At 45.7% G+C, this 15,676-nt stretch carries 9 protein-coding genes; 3 read left to right on the forward strand and 6 right to left on the reverse strand.

The window, feature by feature from the left end; translation table 11 throughout:
• Positions 1 to 117: 117 nt before the first annotated feature.
• From pbpC to CHU92_RS07255, 3 genes are all read right to left on the reverse strand, one after another.
• A complete protein-coding gene (pbpC, locus tag CHU92_RS07245) occupies positions 118 to 2,487 on the reverse strand; it encodes a penicillin-binding protein 1C (RefSeq protein WP_094414087.1) in 2,370 nt (789 codons plus the stop codon).
• Positions 2,463 to 7,961 (reverse strand): alpha-2-macroglobulin family protein, encoded by a 5,499-nt coding sequence (locus CHU92_RS07250; protein ID WP_094414089.1) that lies wholly within the window; start codon positions 7,959 to 7,961, stop codon positions 2,463 to 2,465. Before CHU92_RS07250 ends, pbpC begins: the two co-directional genes overlap by 25 nt.
• Positions 7,962 to 8,102: 141 nt before the next feature.
• The gene (locus tag CHU92_RS07255) at positions 8,103 to 8,546 is read right to left on the reverse strand and encodes a nucleoside deaminase (RefSeq protein WP_094414091.1); all 444 of its coding nucleotides are present in this window, start codon (positions 8,544 to 8,546) and stop codon (positions 8,103 to 8,105) included.
• Between the two features lie 139 nt (positions 8,547 to 8,685).
• Between CHU92_RS07255 and CHU92_RS07260 the strand changes: the two genes are divergently transcribed.
• Together CHU92_RS07260 and CHU92_RS07265 are read left to right on the forward strand one after the other, a co-directional pair.
• Positions 8,686 to 10,452 (forward strand): 1-deoxy-D-xylulose-5-phosphate synthase, encoded by a 1,767-nt coding sequence (locus CHU92_RS07260; RefSeq protein WP_094414093.1) that lies wholly within the window; start codon positions 8,686 to 8,688, stop codon positions 10,450 to 10,452.
• A 49-nt stretch (positions 10,453 to 10,501) separates the two neighbouring features.
• Positions 10,502 to 11,449 carry a DUF3078 domain-containing protein gene (locus tag CHU92_RS07265; protein WP_094414095.1) on the forward strand — a complete coding sequence of 316 codons (948 nt, stop codon included), beginning with the start codon at positions 10,502 to 10,504 and terminating at the stop codon, positions 11,447 to 11,449.
• On the opposite strand, the gene CHU92_RS07270 is transcribed toward CHU92_RS07265, so the two are convergent.
• The gene (locus CHU92_RS07270) at positions 11,446 to 12,411 is read right to left on the reverse strand and encodes a 2-hydroxyacid dehydrogenase (protein WP_094414097.1); all 966 of its coding nucleotides are present in this window, start codon (positions 12,409 to 12,411) and stop codon (positions 11,446 to 11,448) included. The genes CHU92_RS07265 and CHU92_RS07270 overlap by 4 nt on opposite strands.
• Positions 12,412 to 12,548: 137 nt before the next feature.
• Between CHU92_RS07270 and CHU92_RS07275 the strand changes: the two genes are divergently transcribed.
• Complete coding sequence (locus tag CHU92_RS07275; RefSeq protein WP_129583026.1) at positions 12,549 to 13,469, forward strand: hypothetical protein; 921 nt, start codon at positions 12,549 to 12,551, stop codon at positions 13,467 to 13,469.
• Here the strand turns inward: CHU92_RS07275 and mgtE are convergent.
• Both mgtE and rsmA read right to left on the reverse strand, forming a co-directional pair.
• The gene (mgtE, locus tag CHU92_RS07280; protein WP_094414102.1) at positions 13,466 to 14,818 is read right to left on the reverse strand and encodes a magnesium transporter; all 1,353 of its coding nucleotides are present in this window, start codon (positions 14,816 to 14,818) and stop codon (positions 13,466 to 13,468) included. The genes CHU92_RS07275 and mgtE overlap by 4 nt on opposite strands.
• The gene (gene rsmA, locus CHU92_RS07285) at positions 14,808 to 15,587 is read right to left on the reverse strand and encodes a 16S rRNA (adenine(1518)-N(6)/adenine(1519)-N(6))-dimethyltransferase RsmA (RefSeq protein ID WP_094414104.1); all 780 of its coding nucleotides are present in this window, start codon (positions 15,585 to 15,587) and stop codon (positions 14,808 to 14,810) included. The genes mgtE and rsmA overlap by 11 nt, the downstream gene beginning before the upstream one ends.
• Positions 15,588 to 15,676: the final 89 nt, after the last annotated feature.

Consider the following 15,676-nt stretch of genomic DNA (forward strand, 5'->3'; position numbering starts at 1 on the left):
ACTTGCAGCGGAAAGCCCGGCCCGCAGGGACACGCCCAAAAAAATAACCCGGGAATTGATAAAAAACCGTTATGCCGCAATACTGCCACGGGGAAGACTGCAGGCTGCCGGTGAAAGCTATGGCTCCGCGATAAGCTCCACCCGCCGCACTGCTTCATTACCACTTTCATCAGTAATGGTTAGTAAGTATTTACCTGTTTTAGCCTGCACCTGCATTTCGTGGAAGGTTTTGGTTTCTCCCAGGTACCTGTTGCCTAAATACCAGAAGAGCCGCGCTTGCGCAGATGAATGTGCTGCCTTGAATATCACGGGCTGTAACCTGCCATTAAAGTCTTTTGTAAGGTATACCTTCCCGTTTTCTTTGGGGTAAATAAAGTCCATGGAAGCCCCGGCAGTAGCGTCACAACCTGCCCGGAAAGGCGGTAGTGGCAGGTAATCCATGTGTGTGGTTCTATAATACATTTCCATAACGGGCGGCAGCACAAACCATGGGCGGGTGACCATGTTATCTACACTCTCACAGCTGCTGTTCACCCTGTACCTTCCTGTAGCATCAAGATGGATGATTTTATGGTAGGGGCACAGGCCGGTCTGCTTCCGGTTAGCCGGGATCCATTGTTTTGCCTTAGGGCAGCTCTCGCCTGCCAGGTGGCCGCTCAGGGCGCACACTTCTGCCTCCTCCAAATCGTTATAGGGCGGTGCGAACCATTGTTGCCTCGGCAGCAGGTTGAACACATCAAACAATACCGGGGCCGCACTGCCCACACCGGTTAAGGACGGCCTCCCCTCACCCGATGCATTGCCCACCCACACACCCACCACATAGCGGGAGTTTGTGCCTATGGCCCAGCCGTCACGGCTGCCAAAGCTGGTCCCGGTTTTCCAGGCTATTTCTAATGAGGAGTCATAGAAACGCCACGCCTCATCGCCCTCGGGCCGGTTTACTTCCTTCATGGCGTTATAGGTAAGCCAGATGGAACCCGCGCCCAACTCTGGCTTATTATAGGTTTCCTTGCCAAAATCGCGGTTAATCCCGCTGTCCCAGTTGAGCTCCGCGAATTCTTTAGTACGATATTTAGCCTGTGTGTTTGTAAAATGATTCAGCGTAGAGGTAAGCCCGGCATAGGTGCGGCATAAATCCCAAAGATTGGATTCGGCACCCCCCAATATCAGCGACAGCCCGTAATGGTTAGGATGCTTGTTAACATCACGCAGCTTGAAATGCCGCAGCTGCTCATAAAATTTGTACACGCTATGGTCTTTAAGCATCAATACAGACGGAATGTTGAGTGACCGTGCCAGTGCACGCTGCGCCGGAACAGCGCCATCAAAAGTATTGTCGAAGTTCTTAGGCATATAGCCACCGATTTGTGTGGGAATGTCGGGTATCAGGGTATTGGGAAGCAGTTCACCATCATCAAGCATGGCGGCATACAGGAATGGTTTCAGTATGCTTCCGGTGCTGCGTGGCGCGGTGATGATATCCACATCTTTGCCATGCGCCTTATCTGTAGGCGAATTGCCTACATACGCCAGTATATCCCGCGTCTGCACATCTACAACAATTATGGCCAGGTTATGTATCTGGGACTGCCTATATTCATTATAGTACCTGGCTGCTATTTGGTTAACCCGATTCTGCAACTGTTGCTTTACCGTAGTTTTTATACGATGCCCTTCTTTAGTTTTTGCGATGTGCTGCAACAGGTGCGGCGCGGCCTGTGGCAAGGCATACGGCTGCTGTGGCAGCGGCTCACGCAGGGCAAGTTCGTAGGTAGTTTTATCTATTACTTTTTCAGTAAACAGTTTTTTCAGGAGGCGGTTCCGCTTAGCAAGGAGTTTTTCCTGGTTTTTTCCGGGATAGATAAGGCCGGGCGCATTGGGCAGGACTGCAAGTGTAGCCGTTTCGGCCCACGACAACTGGTGCGGCTGCACACCGAAGTACCGCCATGCCGCCATTTCCAGCCCTACCACATTACTGCCAAAAGGTGCATGAGCTGCGTATAAACCTAATATTTCATCTTTGTTGTGGCGTACTTCCAGGCGTGTTGCCAGTATAAGTTCAATAAGCTTTTCGAAATAGCTGCGTTTTTGCCCTTCACGGGAAAGGCGTATTACCTGCTGTGTAAGCGTACTGCCGCCACGCACTACCCTTCCTGCTTTATAATTCTGCCTGATGGCCTTAACCATTGCCGCGGGATTAAAGCCCGGGTGGCTGTAAAAGTGCTGGTCTTCAAAATATACTATGCATTTTTTGAACTTTTCCGGCACGCTGTCCTGCGCCGGGAAGCGCCACTGCCCGTCCCGTGCTATGCGGGCACCGAGCAATTCCCCTTCGGCGCTTTCAATAACTGTTGAATAGGGTTCGCTAAATAAGGCCCGCGGCAGGCAGAAGAAATAAAGCAGCAGCAGGATAAAGGTTATTGAAAACTTTATCCTGTGTTCTTTAAAGAAGGCAACAGCTACTGCCTTATAACTTTTACCCATTGCCCTTTTGTCCTTGCTGTAAATGAATTGTCATACATGGCCTCTGCCTGAACACCCGGCAGGTAGAAGCTACCCGGGTAGGAGGCGTTGAGCAGTATCCTGAAGGTTTTGGTTTCATTCGCCCTCAGCCCGAAGTAGAAGTTGGTCCTGTCGTCCCTTATATCGGTATAGTCTACTTTGTTATCGGCAAATTCGCCAAAATCAGTAAACCTGGTGTTGACAATTTCCCATCCTGACGGAATGATTTGCGTGAGCGCCACATTATCTACATACTCACCTTTCCTGTTGCTAACGGTTACCTCAGCAACGAATTCGGTCCCCTGAGCCAGCGCGGATGGATTTATTACTTTGCCGCCCCTGTCTTTAAACACAATATCTGTACTTAATCCGCGCTGTATTGCCTGCTCCTGCCCTACCGGAAGGATTCCGCTATAGTTAACTTTAATATACAGCGTATTCTTATCATTATTTTTAATGGTTACCGCATTTTTACCCGACACTGTCAAATCCCTTCCTGCAAAAGTCTTACCGGTAGCAATAGCATTTGCTTTACCCTGAACAGTATAGGTTACGTTGATGCCCTTGCCTCCGTTAGCCATCGCAAAGCGCGACATAGCATAAAGGCAATAAGCTGTAGTTTGTGTACTCATCCACTCGCCCGAACCCATTTGTTTCGCCAATTTATTAGCCATAACAAATGCTTTTTCTTTTTGGCCGAGTATCACCAGCGTTTCCAGTGCCATGGCCCGGTTGCGTTCGGGTGAGCCGTAGTAATAGTAGCGGTACGGACTGTTATCATCATCCAATATGGTTTGGTTAAGCAGTGCCTGCCCTACATTACGCTGCCCTGCAAGCGCATAGGCGGCAGCAAGCCTTAACTTACTTTCGTTAGATATGCCGCCTGTTTCCCTGAGCCTGTTCATAGATGAAAGATCCGGCGACCCTTCCAGTGCCAGTGTATAAAGCCTGTACGCCTGTGCAAAATCATTGTGATAGGCATCGTTGTAGCGCCACTCCCTTGCCATTTTCAGCTGGTAATTGAGCCACTGCTTTTTAGCATTTGGCGGCAGCACATAGCCTTTCTTCTCTGCTTCAATAAAAAAGTGCCCCACATAGCTTGACCCCCAGTCATCAGGGTTCATGTTGCCCGGCCAGTAACTGAAGCCACCGTTAGCAACCTGGTACTGTGAAAGCTTTTGTATAGCAGCCGTAATGTTCTTTTGTATCTTGTCCTTCCTTGCCTGGTCTATATCGGCAATATCTGCCAAATATAACTGCGGGAAAGCACCCGATGTAACCTGCTCCAGGCAGCCGTGCGGGTATTGTATAAGGTACTCCAGCCTGCGGTTAAAATCGATAGACGGGAAGGATGACACCTCCAGCCTTGCTGTATTGCTGCCGGCTATGCCAAAAGCTTTCCAGTCAATAGTAGCCGATTTGCCCGGTGCCAAAACCAGTTCTTTATAATCCTGTGTTACGGGGTTGGGGTTCATGATGTCCAGTTCCACATCATAGCTGGCTTTTTCCCTGCCCGATGTAGCTGTGACCGTCACCCTGCCTATGCCTGCCAGGTCGCCGACTTCAAGGTCAAAATAAGCCACTTTTTCGTCAGGCTGAGCAAAGGAAAGGTTTTGTTTAGCTGCGCCTATTACTTTTAATCCATTGTTTGTCTTTATCTGGAGTGTTACATTTTTCACCTGGTTTTCCATAGCGAAAACTGTAACCGGAAGCGTTACCCTTTCCTTTTGTGTAACCTTCCGCGGAAGCGAGGCCAGCAGCATGAGCGGGCTCTTAACCTGCGTTGTTTTTTCGGCACTGCCATAGGCGCTTGCACCAGCATTGGCAGCCACGACCATAGTGCGCACTGAACCGACATACTGTGGGAGCTTTATGGTGTGCGATTTGGTTTCGCCCTTACCTAAGCTGAATGGGCCCAGGTAAATAACAACCGGTTTAAACCTATTGGCTTTTTTGGCCTTGCCGCCGCCTAAATCCTCATCACCACCTATGCTGAATACCTGGTTTACCTGCCCTCCATAAGCACCAATTACATCATCATATACATCCCAGGTTTTTACGCCTAGTGCTTCTTTGGCATAAAAATCGTTCCATGCGTTTGGTGTTTTAAAGCGCGTAAGGTCGAGCAATCCATCATCAACAATGGCAATGGTATAGGTCATGGCCTTTCCGGTCTTTTCGCTGACTTTTATAGTAGTTTTCTGTTGAGGCCTCAGCACATCAGGCATGGCTATCTGAGGCTCCAGGATGGTATTTTTATCTACCACTTCTATCGGCACGATGCCATAGAGCCGGATAGGTGAATCGTTTTTAGTACTGGCATGTGGCTGCAGCAGCGTAATGTGTACGTAGACATTCGGCGCCATTTGCGGCGTTACCGGAATATCTACATTTGTTTCGCCTTTTTTTGTTTCTGCCCAATAGGTTTTCACCACTTTAGAGCCATTTTCCAAAGAAATCAACGCCCTGCCGCCTTCGCTTGAGGGGAACGAAATATGCGCCTTCTCCCCAACATTATATTTCTCCTTATCGGTAGTAAACATGAGCATCTTGGCTTCCTCTCCTGTAGTATTACGCGACCTGCCGCTCCAGTACGGATAATCAATATAAACTGTTTCCCCTGAAGAATGCCCGCCTTCCACATCCTTAACACGCACCATGTAGCGGCCCCAATGGTCTTCTTCAGTCTTAAATGCAAAACTGCCTTTACCGCCGCCATCGGTGGTAATGCGGGAGGAATAATACGGTGTGTTGGATAATGCCGCACTATAGGAGGACAGGTTATCATGCGAAGCGTCCCACCACCAGCGCCATTCTACCTTATACACCCGCACATCAAGCAGCCTCGCCCCCTTGGGCTTGCCATTACCGGCCAGCGTTACCACGTCAAACTTATTGGCCTTGCCTGTTTCGAGCATGCCGTATTTGTTGGCTTGCGGCAGCTTTACACCTACGTAGGTATCATATGGAGAGTAGGTAGATGAAATTACATCGGTAGATACATCGCCTCCTTTTTCATAAGCTTTTGTAATAATTGCCGCTTTGAGCATACCCGGCGCGCGTGACTGCAGTTGTGGCTGCAGTGTTACCTGGACGTTTCCATTGGCATCTGTCTTACCTGAATAAATATTTACTTCTTCGGTCTTAAAATCCTGTGCAGGGTCATCAAAGAAATAGTTGTGGTAGCCCTTAAATTTGGTTTCCTGTTTCATGAATTTGGCCTGCATTTCCAGCTTCAGGTCTTTGGCCACCGCACCGTGCAGCCAGGCCACGTTTACAGTAGCGGTGTTGGGCATATCACCATATATAACTTTGCCCTCAAACCCATTCTTTATTTTAAGCCTGTTAGGTTTAATGGTTTCTATCTTTAGGCTTTTGTAAAATTTAGCGCCGCCCACAGACACCATTGCTTCCCAGTTGCCCGTAGGTGATGACGGCTGCGTTTTGAACTGGAACCTGTAGTGGTTACTGCCTTTTGACGGCTGAACCGACTGTATAACAACCTTACCGTTCGGGTCGGAAATACGTAGTTTTATAGGATGCGATGCCGGTAGCTTTGCTTCCTTATCATTTACAATAAAGCCTAGGAAAATAGTATTGCCGGGGCGCCACACGCCGCGTTCGCCATAAATGTAGCCTTTAAGCCCTTTTTGCAGGCGTGTACCGTCAACATCAAAATTACTTACTGACTGCGCGTTGCCGTCATATAATTTTATGTAGGTAGTATTGCTGCCTTTTGTAACTACGGCAAAAAATCCAGGCTTGTCAACCGTAAAGCTTACAGAACCCTGATTGGTGGTAGTACCGGAGGCCAGTACCTGCTGCTGGAAGTTGTATACCTCCACCTTTGCGCCCGTTACCGGCTCGGTGGTTACAATATTATTTACCGCAAAGAAATAGCTGTTGTTCTCGCCGCGCTTTGCTATTACACCCAAATCGCTGGCTAGTACGTTGGTTGCTATTTTGCGGTTATAGTAGTAGGATTTATCACAGGGGTTTTCACGCTGGTTCCAGTCATAGTCATAATCATAGTAGTCATAATACTCGTCACCATAGTCGTTGACTTCCTCCTCCGGCTCTTCCTGCTCCTCTTCGGTTTCGGCCAAAACAGTGGGGTCATCACACTTATACAACGAGTACGTTGGCCTGAACGACATCTCTACCCTGTAAATGGCGCCCTGCTGTGGTTTTATAAGCGTCGAAAGGTCCAGCGCGAAGGAGTTCCACTTGGTATAGTTGGTAAGCTTGTTGGTGTTGAGCACAACTTTTTGTGTGGCTACAGGAAGGGCAACTTTACGCAGGTTATAGCTTCCGTCCAGCTCATTATCCTGAAGGAACTGTAATACGTTATTTTCAAATATGCGGTACACTTTTACATCAACAGCGCTTAGGTTTACCGACTGGAAATTAAGCTTCAGGTTGCTTGAACCCGGCAGTATGGTACCGCTTTTTACAAACCTGACTTCAGGCTTCAGCTGTTCAAAGAGTACTTTCATAGAGTATGCCTGCTTCATCTTATAGCCATCAGTATTTTCAATTCCCTGAAAAGCTTCCACAAGGAAATTCCCATTAAGCGGCTCATCAAAAAATACCTTCAGCAGGTTGCCGTCAACTGCATAGCGAAGCGTATTAACCGTCTCAACTGCAACAAGCCCCCTAAAATCCTGGTCTTTGCGCAGTGGGTCAGAAAAATTGATGAGCAGTTCCTGTGTGTCGCCCTCGGCTACTGTCATGCTTAGCACTTTCATGGTATTCCTGCCCGGAATCTCAAATTCCTGCTCGCCTTTTTTATCAACACCTGCATCATCACCATCCCACACTATTTTTATTTTACTGCTATCGTCTTTGCGGTGTATGCTGTCTATGATGATATGGAACTCTGTACCACTTGGAGCGTTACCGTCGAAACGTACGGGCAGCTGCCTGCCGTCCTGTTCGGCACGTACAATTTTTTTGGCATCGGCCAGGTTCATGGCATCACTGGTTTTCAGTGACGCATTGAGGAACTGTACTTCTTTACTATACGATTGCAGGTCTTTTGTCTCAATTACAAAATCCTGCTTCAGGGTTTTTACCGTGAAGTTAAAGTCCTTTAGTTTTGAGGGGATGTTTATGAATTTGGAAAGATGCAGCGTTACCTGGTATTCCTTATCCTGCTCCAGCTTTTTTGCCGGGCGGAAAGCAATAACATTTTCTGCCAGGTACACCACTTTGCCTTCCACTGAAGGTGAAATGCTGTAGTAATCCTGGTCCAGTTCCTGGTTTACCTTCCACTCTTTTTTGGCGAAAGCGAGGGCTACCTGAATGTCTGATTTTGCCGATATGATCCCTGATGAAAAACTGGTAATATAGTCCCTGTAGAGGGTAAAATCCGAATCAAAATCTTTCCTTGATTTTTTGCACGAATTGAGCACAAGCAGTACCGAAACTATCAGTACCAGTCTGAAGGTTTTCATGTGGTTGGTTTGTTAGGTTAATGGTGGTGTTATTTTTTCGCTATAACTAATAACATCATGTAAATATTGCAATAAATGTAATATATTTTTACATGATTACAACATATTTCACAAAACCTTTAAAAATCTAAAAAACCCACTTCACTTCCTGCGCTGCCTGAAGAATTCTTTAACCAAATCGCCGCATTCCTGCCCCATCACGCCGCCTACAACAATTGTTTTAGGGTGTAGCTTCCCCCCCATTACCCTGTAACCCCTATGCTCATCGGCAGCACCATATACTACTTTGCCCACCTGGCTCCAGTACAGGGCGCCGGCACACATCTGGCAGGGTTCGAGCGTAACATAAAGCGTACAGCCGGTAAGGTACTTTCCGCCAATGAAGTTTGCGGCAGATGTTATAGCCTGCATCTCGGCATGGGCGGTAACATCGGTAAGCAGTTCGGTAAGGTTGTGGGTGCGGGTAATAATTTTATTATCAACAACCACTAAGGCACCTACAGGTACTTCGCCTTTTTCAAAAGCGATTTGAGCCTCCTGATAGGCTTTCTTCATAAAGTATTCGTCGGAGAAGATGTTTTCCATAAAACAAAAATACGGTTTAGGAACACAGATTTAACGGAGGATACAGATTTTCGCAAATTCAAAACCTATAATTCAAAATCTGCCCTTATCATTTTAATGTTTTACATCCGTGTTTCTTTTATTGTAAATTTGCTACACAATGGAAAAACTGCTTTCCCACATACAATCACCTGCCGACTTAAGGAAGCTAAGCACAGACCAACTGCCGCAACTGGCCAAAGAGCTGCGGGAGTTTATTATTGATGTGGTTTCCGTAAAAGAAGGGCACCTTGGCGCGAGCCTTGGGGTTGTAGAGCTTACCATAGCGCTGCATTATGTATTTAATACTCCTGAAGATTTACTGGTTTGGGATGTGGGCCACCAGGCATACGGGCACAAAATCCTTACCGGCCGCAGGGAAAGGTTTGACACCAACAGGCAGTGGGGCGGCATAAGCGGTTTCCCTAAACGCAGCGAAAGCGAGTATGATACGTTTGGAACGGGCCATTCATCCACATCCATATCAGCAGCGTTGGGTATGGCTATAGCCTCTCAATTAAAAGGTGAAACTGAAAAACAGCACATAGCTGTTATAGGCGATGCCAGCATAGCATCAGGCATGGCATTTGAAGGCCTGAACCATGCGGGGATGACAGATGCGAACCTCTTGGTCATACTAAATGACAATGCCATCGGGATTGACCCCAGCGTAGGGGCTTTAAAGAACTACCTGACCGAGGTGAAAGAAGGCCGCAACCCGAGGCAGAACAACATGATCAGGTCGCTAAATTTTGATTACAGTGGCCCTGTTGACGGGCATGACCTTGATAAACTGGTAAAGGAACTGGAGCGGCAAAAGCAATTAAAAGGCCCTAGGTTCCTGCACATTGTAACCACCAAAGGCAAAGGCATGAAGCTGGCCGAAGAAGACCAGGTGAAATACCATGCCCCGGGCAAATTTGACCGTATAACGGGCGAAGTCATTACCATTGCAGAAGAAAACGTGCCGCCAAAATACCAGGATGTTTTTGGGCTTACGCTGGTAGAACTGGCACAGCAGAATGAGAAAATTATGGGCATTACGCCCGCCATGCCTTCCGGAAGCTCAATGAAATTCATGATGCAGGCTTTTCCCGACAGGGCCATTGATGTGGGTATTGCAGAGCAGCACGCCGTAACGCTCGCCGCAGGCATGGCCACACAGGGCATGACAGTGTATTGCAATATCTACTCTACCTTCCTACAGCGTGCTTATGACCAGCTTATACACGATGTGGCATTGCAGGACCTGCCGGTCATCTTTTGCCTGGACAGGGCGGGCCTCGTAGGCGAAGACGGCGCTACGCACCATGGTGTATTTGATATTGCCTACCTGCGGTGTATACCAAACCTTGTCATTTTTGCACCGCTTAATGAAACAGAACTCCGGAATATACTTTACACGGCACAACTGAGTCCCGGACACCCTATAGCAATACGCTACCCGCGCGGCAGGGGTGAATCTGCCGACTGGAAAAAGCCTTTTAAAATCATTGAATATGGCAAGGCAACGCTACTTAAAGAAGGGAGCGATGTTGCCCTGCTGACAACAGGCACCATAGGTAATAATGTAATAAAAGCCCTGGCCGATGCCGATAATGCAGCAAAATTTGCCCACTACCACTTCGGGTTTGTAAAACCGCCTGATGAAACTGCCCTGCATGACATCTTCAAAAAATATAAGGTGGTAATAACTGTTGAAGATGGCGTGGTAACCGGAGGTTTTGGCAGCAGCATTGCCTCATTTGCTACAGAGCATGGTTATAATGCAAAAATCAGGATTTTAGGCGTGCCAGATAAATTCATTGAACATGGAAGTATCCGGGACCTGCAACAATATTGTGGTATTGACGTTAAAAGCCTGAAAGATATTTTTTCACATTACTGAAAATACCGATTTTTGCGCAGAATTTTATTTTACATTAAATCAAATGCTAATGAAAATCAGGGTTTGCCTTATCCTGTTACTGTCCTTCATTATACCAAAAAGCTTTTCCCAGGTTGCAATAAATACTTCGGTACCCAACTATATAACGCATTGGGAAAAAACCAACACTGTAGGACTGGATATTACGCAGGTAGCATTTGTAAACTGGAACGTGGGGGGTAACAACTCTGTATCAGGGCTTGCCAAGGGTAATTTTATGCGCAAGTATGTGAAGGGCAACATCAACTGGCATAATGAACTTATACTACGGTACGGGCTCAACAGCCAGGAAGGCCAGGAAGTACGCAAAACAGATGACCAGATACTATTAAACTCTACTTTTGGTTACCGTAAGGATACGCTTTCCAACTGGTACTACAGCGCCAAGTTCAGCTTTACTACACAATTTGCCAATGGTTATGCGTACCCAAATACTACCGATGAAATATCAGGCCCTTTTTCCCCCGCGTACATTTTTTTGGGTATAGGCACCGAATATATGCGGAAAGACCTTGGACTCACGGCCTATTTTTCACCGCTGACAGACAAGACCACACTTGTACTGAACCGGACGCTGGCAGACCAGGGTGCTTTTGGTGTAGAACGTGCCGAATATGATGCTGAAGGAAGGAAAATTAAAAGTGGGAGGAATATAAGGACTGAGGTGGGTATCCTGGTTACGAACAACATTAAAAGGCAGGTTTTTAAAAATATAATGCTGGACCACCGCCTTAGCCTTTATACGGATTACCTCAACAAGTTCGGGAATATTGATGTAAACTGGCAGTTATCGCTAGACATGACGGTCAATGAATATGTAAAAGCCAATATAGGTACTCATATTATTTATGACGATGACATAAAGGCTACCGAAGAACGCGATGGAGGCATAGTAACTGTAGGGCCAAAAATACAGCTTAAGCAGATACTGGGCGTAGGCCTTACTTATTCCTTTTAAATTTGTTTGTAAATCATTTTTATTTTGTGGGCAATCACCTGTGCCAGTTTGCTGTGGCTTTCAAACGTCCACCCGGCAATGTGGGGTGACAGCAGTACGTTATCTGAATTCAGGAGGTACTGAAATTCTTCCGGCACATTGCCATCCAGGAACAGGTGTTCGAATGAGGATTTTTCATACTCCAGCACGTCGAGTGCCGCTCCTGAAATTTTTCCTGACTTTAAAGCTTCTGCAAGATCTTTTGTCACCACACTTTTCCCACGGGCAGTATTTATAAGCCAGAACGGCTTGGCAAAAGCATTAATAAAACCGGCATTCACCATCCGGTTCGTTTCAGGTGTCCACGGGGTGTGCAGGCTCAGCACATCGGCTTTCTGCTGTAATTCTTCCAGGGTTACCTGACGGGCATTTTCATCGCCCACATCTTCTTTTATATCATAGCACAGCACCTCAACATTAAAACCCTGCAGCTTTTTCGCAAAGCTTTTACCCATATTGCCATATCCAATAATGCCTACGGTCTTCCCTTCCAGCTCATGGCCGCGGTTGGCCTCACGTATCCATTGCCCGGCGCGAATCTGCCTGTCGGCCCGGTTCAGGTTATTAAACAGCGACAGCAGCATGCCCAAAGCGTGCTCAGCTACGGCGTTGCGGTTGCCTTCGGGCGCGGCAATAAGGTGTACACCTTTACTTTCTGCATACTCAACATCAATGCTTTCCAGCCCCGCGCCCACACGGGCTATAAACTGCAGGTTGGTGGCCGCATCCAGGAATTGCTTGTCAATATCAAAGCGGCTGCGGATAACAATCCCGTTATACTCCCGTATTTTAGCTTCTATCTCTTGCTTAGAAGATGTAAAGTCAGCATGGTTGGTGAAGCCGGCCTGCTCCAGCTGTTCCCAAAGCAGTGGATGGTTGCTGTCGATATGGAGGATCTTTATCGTTGCGGGTTGCGGGTTCATAGCTGCGGTTTGTGGTTGCAAAGTTAGTGTTTCTGATCATATTTCACAGAGGTGCACGAAGAAGCACAGAGGTGCACAGAAAAAACATATACTATATTTACAAAATCGTGAGTTATTATAATACGAAACCAACAATTATGAGATTATTGTTTTGCTTTTTGATGTATAGCATTTTTTGTATTGGGCAGAAGATTGAGGATTATACGAAGGTAACGGCATATAGAATAGTAGATGAAAGCACACACCGTCCCTGCTCGGTGGTAGATTTTATTAAAAATGATGAATATGGCACTGTATTTACTGCTACCTCAAATGATAAAACCCTGATTAGAAATTTATTATTACTCAAGACAAAATCTAAGAAGTGGAAGAAACTTAAACACGATTGCAATATTAAAGGCTGGATGGAATATCATGACAAAATTGACAACATTTTTGTTTTCGAAGGAACATCTAAAAATGACACTCTTTTCACCTCCGCAAATAATTTTTCAGTTATATTTCCTAATAAACACATTCAATATATAGTTCCTAATGATGAAATAAATAAAGCGCTATCAGGAGATATGAAAGATTTTTTCATGCGAGATTTTAGGGCTGATATATGGTCGATTTTTATGGATGTGCATGATTCTATTTCAACTGAGAAAATTTTATATAAAGGAATACAGATTACAAATGCAATTAAAATTGACAATATTTCCAAAGAAGGCATTCTTATAGAACTAGATTCATTATACATTGACGACAATGTGCTTTATGAAAAGACCTATAAGTCTGACGGGAATATATATTCGTTCAATAGAGATCAAAAACTAGAATCAATAAAAGTATATAATCCTGCTGATTTTTACCTGGATGGCATTGTTCCCGGAAACCCTGAAAGTAAATTAGATAAATATCCAAATTCAATTACACATCAGTTTCCAAACGGAACCAAATATGAAGAAATTAAAAACAGCTACGAATATTCAGTTAATATTGAAGGCAAAAAAGGAAGAATGATTTTCCAGATAAGAAACAAAATCATTGAATCTATTACCCTGACTTTTAACTAAAACCCTAACATTACCTTTGCAATAGAGAAGTAAATCAATATCCCGAAAATGTCGTTGCTGGTAGTAATAAACGGGCCGGTAGCAAGGGCGGGGTCAATACCAATTTTATCGAGTAGTATAGGAATAAAAGTACCTATAAGTGATGCTATAACAATAACAGAGATAAGAGAGATACTTACCGTAAGCGCCAGGTTAAACCCTTCACCCAGCAGGAAATGGCTGCCAAGTACCAGCAATATGGCCAGTATTGAGCCGTTAAGGAGCGTAAGTGACACTTCTTTTATAAGCCTGCGCCACAGTGAGCCGCTAAGGCTGTTGTTGGCAAGGCCCTGAACAATAATTGCTGACGACTGTACCCCCACATTACCGGCCATAGCCGCTATAAGGGGTGTAAAAAAGAAAAGCTCTTTGTGGTGCTTCATAGCGGCATTAAAACTTTCGAGCAGGCTTACACTTATAAAACCGCCAAACAGTGCCAGCACCAGCCATGGCAACCGCGCCCGGGTAAGGTCCAGTATGCTGTCATCGGCCTCAACGTCCTGCGAGATACCTGCGGCAAGCTGATAGTCTTTCTCGGCCTCTTCTTTTATAACGTCAACCACGTCGTCAATAGTAATGCGGCCTACCAGGCGGCCCAGCTCATCAACAACAGGTATAGCTTCAAGGTCATACTTCTGCATTATACGCGCTACTTCCACATCGGGCGTATTCACTTTTACAAAGTCAACCTTTTTAATATATATTTCGCTTATTGGCGTTTTGGTAGATGTGGTGAGAAGGTCTTTTAATGAAAGACGCCCTTTAAGGCGGTTATCATCGTCCACCACATAAATAGAGTGTACGCGCTGCACGTTTTCGGCCTGTATACGCATCTCTTTTACGCAGGTAAGCACGTTCCAGTTCTCGTTTACCTTTACAAGCTCCTTCGCCATAAGCCCGCCGGCAGTGTCTTCATCATACCTTAGCAGATCCACAATATCGCGGGCATGTTCGGCATCAACAAGTTCCTGTATTACCTCTTCTTTCTTGTCCTCCGGAAGTTCGGCAATAATATCGGCAGCATCGTCAGTGCTCAGCTCATCAAGCTCTTCGGCAATTTCTTTGGCAGAAAGGTTCTTTAATATTTTTTCGCGTATCTCCTCGTCAAGTTCCAGGAGTATCTCGGCGGTTTTTTCACTGTCAAGTATATGGAAAAGGTAGCTGGCATCGCTGCTGTCCAGCTCTTCCATAATCTCCGCAATATCAGCATAATGGATGTCTTTAAGGAGCGCCTGAAGCTGCACTTCGTTATTCTCCTCAATGTATTGCTCTACCTGTGCAATAAAATCCCTGCTGATTTTAAACTCCATTGGCTGCTATTTTTTTAGTCAGTTCAATAAACTCTTCTGTAGAGAGCTGTTCCGGACGGAGGTCAAAGATACTATCTTCCTTTAAATTTTCCGATAGGGCAAATGTTTTTAAACTGTTACGAAGTGTTTTCCTGCGTTGGTTGAAGGCTGTTTTTACTACATTGAAGAACAGGCGCTCATCACACTCCAGGCGAAAGTTTTCTTTCCGGATGAGGCGCAACACACCTGATTTTACCTTTGGCGGCGGGTTAAAAACATGCTCAGGCACCGTAAACAGGTATTCGGCCTCATAAAAAGCCTGTGCTAAAACCGAAAGGATGCCATAGGTTTTGCTGCCTTTTTTTTCGCAAATACGTTCGGCTACCTCTTTCTGGAACATACCGCTGAATTCCGGTATGCGCTCCCGCAGTTCCAGTGTGCGGAATACTATTTGGGAGGATATGTTGTAAGGAAAATTACCAATAATGGCAAAAGGCTCATCAGCAAAGGTTTTGGTGATGTTGTACCTGAGGAAATCTTCCGATAAAATTTTGCCGTGCAGCTTAGGGTAATGAGCGTTTAAATAGGCTACCGACTCCGTATCTATTTCTATCACGTACGTGTCAATATCTTTTTCAAGAAGGTATTTTGTTAACACGCCCATGCCCGGGCCGATTTCCAGTACTTTGTTATAGCCTTTTAAGGTAAGTGTGTCAGCTATATCTTTTGCAATACTCTCATCTTTAAGGAAATGCTGCCCCAGATGCTTTTTGGCTTTTACTTTATCCATTCTGCAAATATCGCTGTTAAAGATGAAAAAGGCTAACTATTATACTATGAAGTGGTTTAAACTTTTATTTTATTAAATTTCTTTAGTGC

Source organism: Flavobacterium cyanobacteriorum (assembly GCF_002251835.1).
Taxonomy (GTDB): domain Bacteria; phylum Bacteroidota; class Bacteroidia; order Flavobacteriales; family Flavobacteriaceae; genus Flavobacterium; species Flavobacterium cyanobacteriorum.

Coding starts and splice junctions, on each gene's coding strand:
- CHU92_RS07260 (WP_094414093.1), top strand. CDS start 8,686: ATGGAAAAACTGCTTTCCCACATACAATCACCTGCCGACTTAAGGAAG.
- pbpC (WP_094414087.1), bottom strand. CDS start 2,487: ATGGGTAAAAGTTATAAGGCAGTAGCTGTTGCCTTCTTTAAAGAACAC.
- CHU92_RS07275 (WP_129583026.1), top strand. CDS start 12,549: ATGAGATTATTGTTTTGCTTTTTGATGTATAGCATTTTTTGTATTGGG.
- CHU92_RS07250 (WP_094414089.1), bottom strand. CDS start 7,961: ATGAAAACCTTCAGACTGGTACTGATAGTTTCGGTACTGCTTGTGCTC.
- mgtE (WP_094414102.1), bottom strand. CDS start 14,818: ATGGAGTTTAAAATCAGCAGGGATTTTATTGCACAGGTAGAGCAATAC.
- CHU92_RS07255 (WP_094414091.1), bottom strand. CDS start 8,546: ATGGAAAACATCTTCTCCGACGAATACTTTATGAAGAAAGCCTATCAG.
- CHU92_RS07265 (WP_094414095.1), top strand. CDS start 10,502: ATGAAAATCAGGGTTTGCCTTATCCTGTTACTGTCCTTCATTATACCA.
- rsmA (WP_094414104.1), bottom strand. CDS start 15,587: ATGGATAAAGTAAAAGCCAAAAAGCATCTGGGGCAGCATTTCCTTAAA.
- CHU92_RS07270 (WP_094414097.1), bottom strand. CDS start 12,411: ATGAACCCGCAACCCGCAACGATAAAGATCCTCCATATCGACAGCAAC.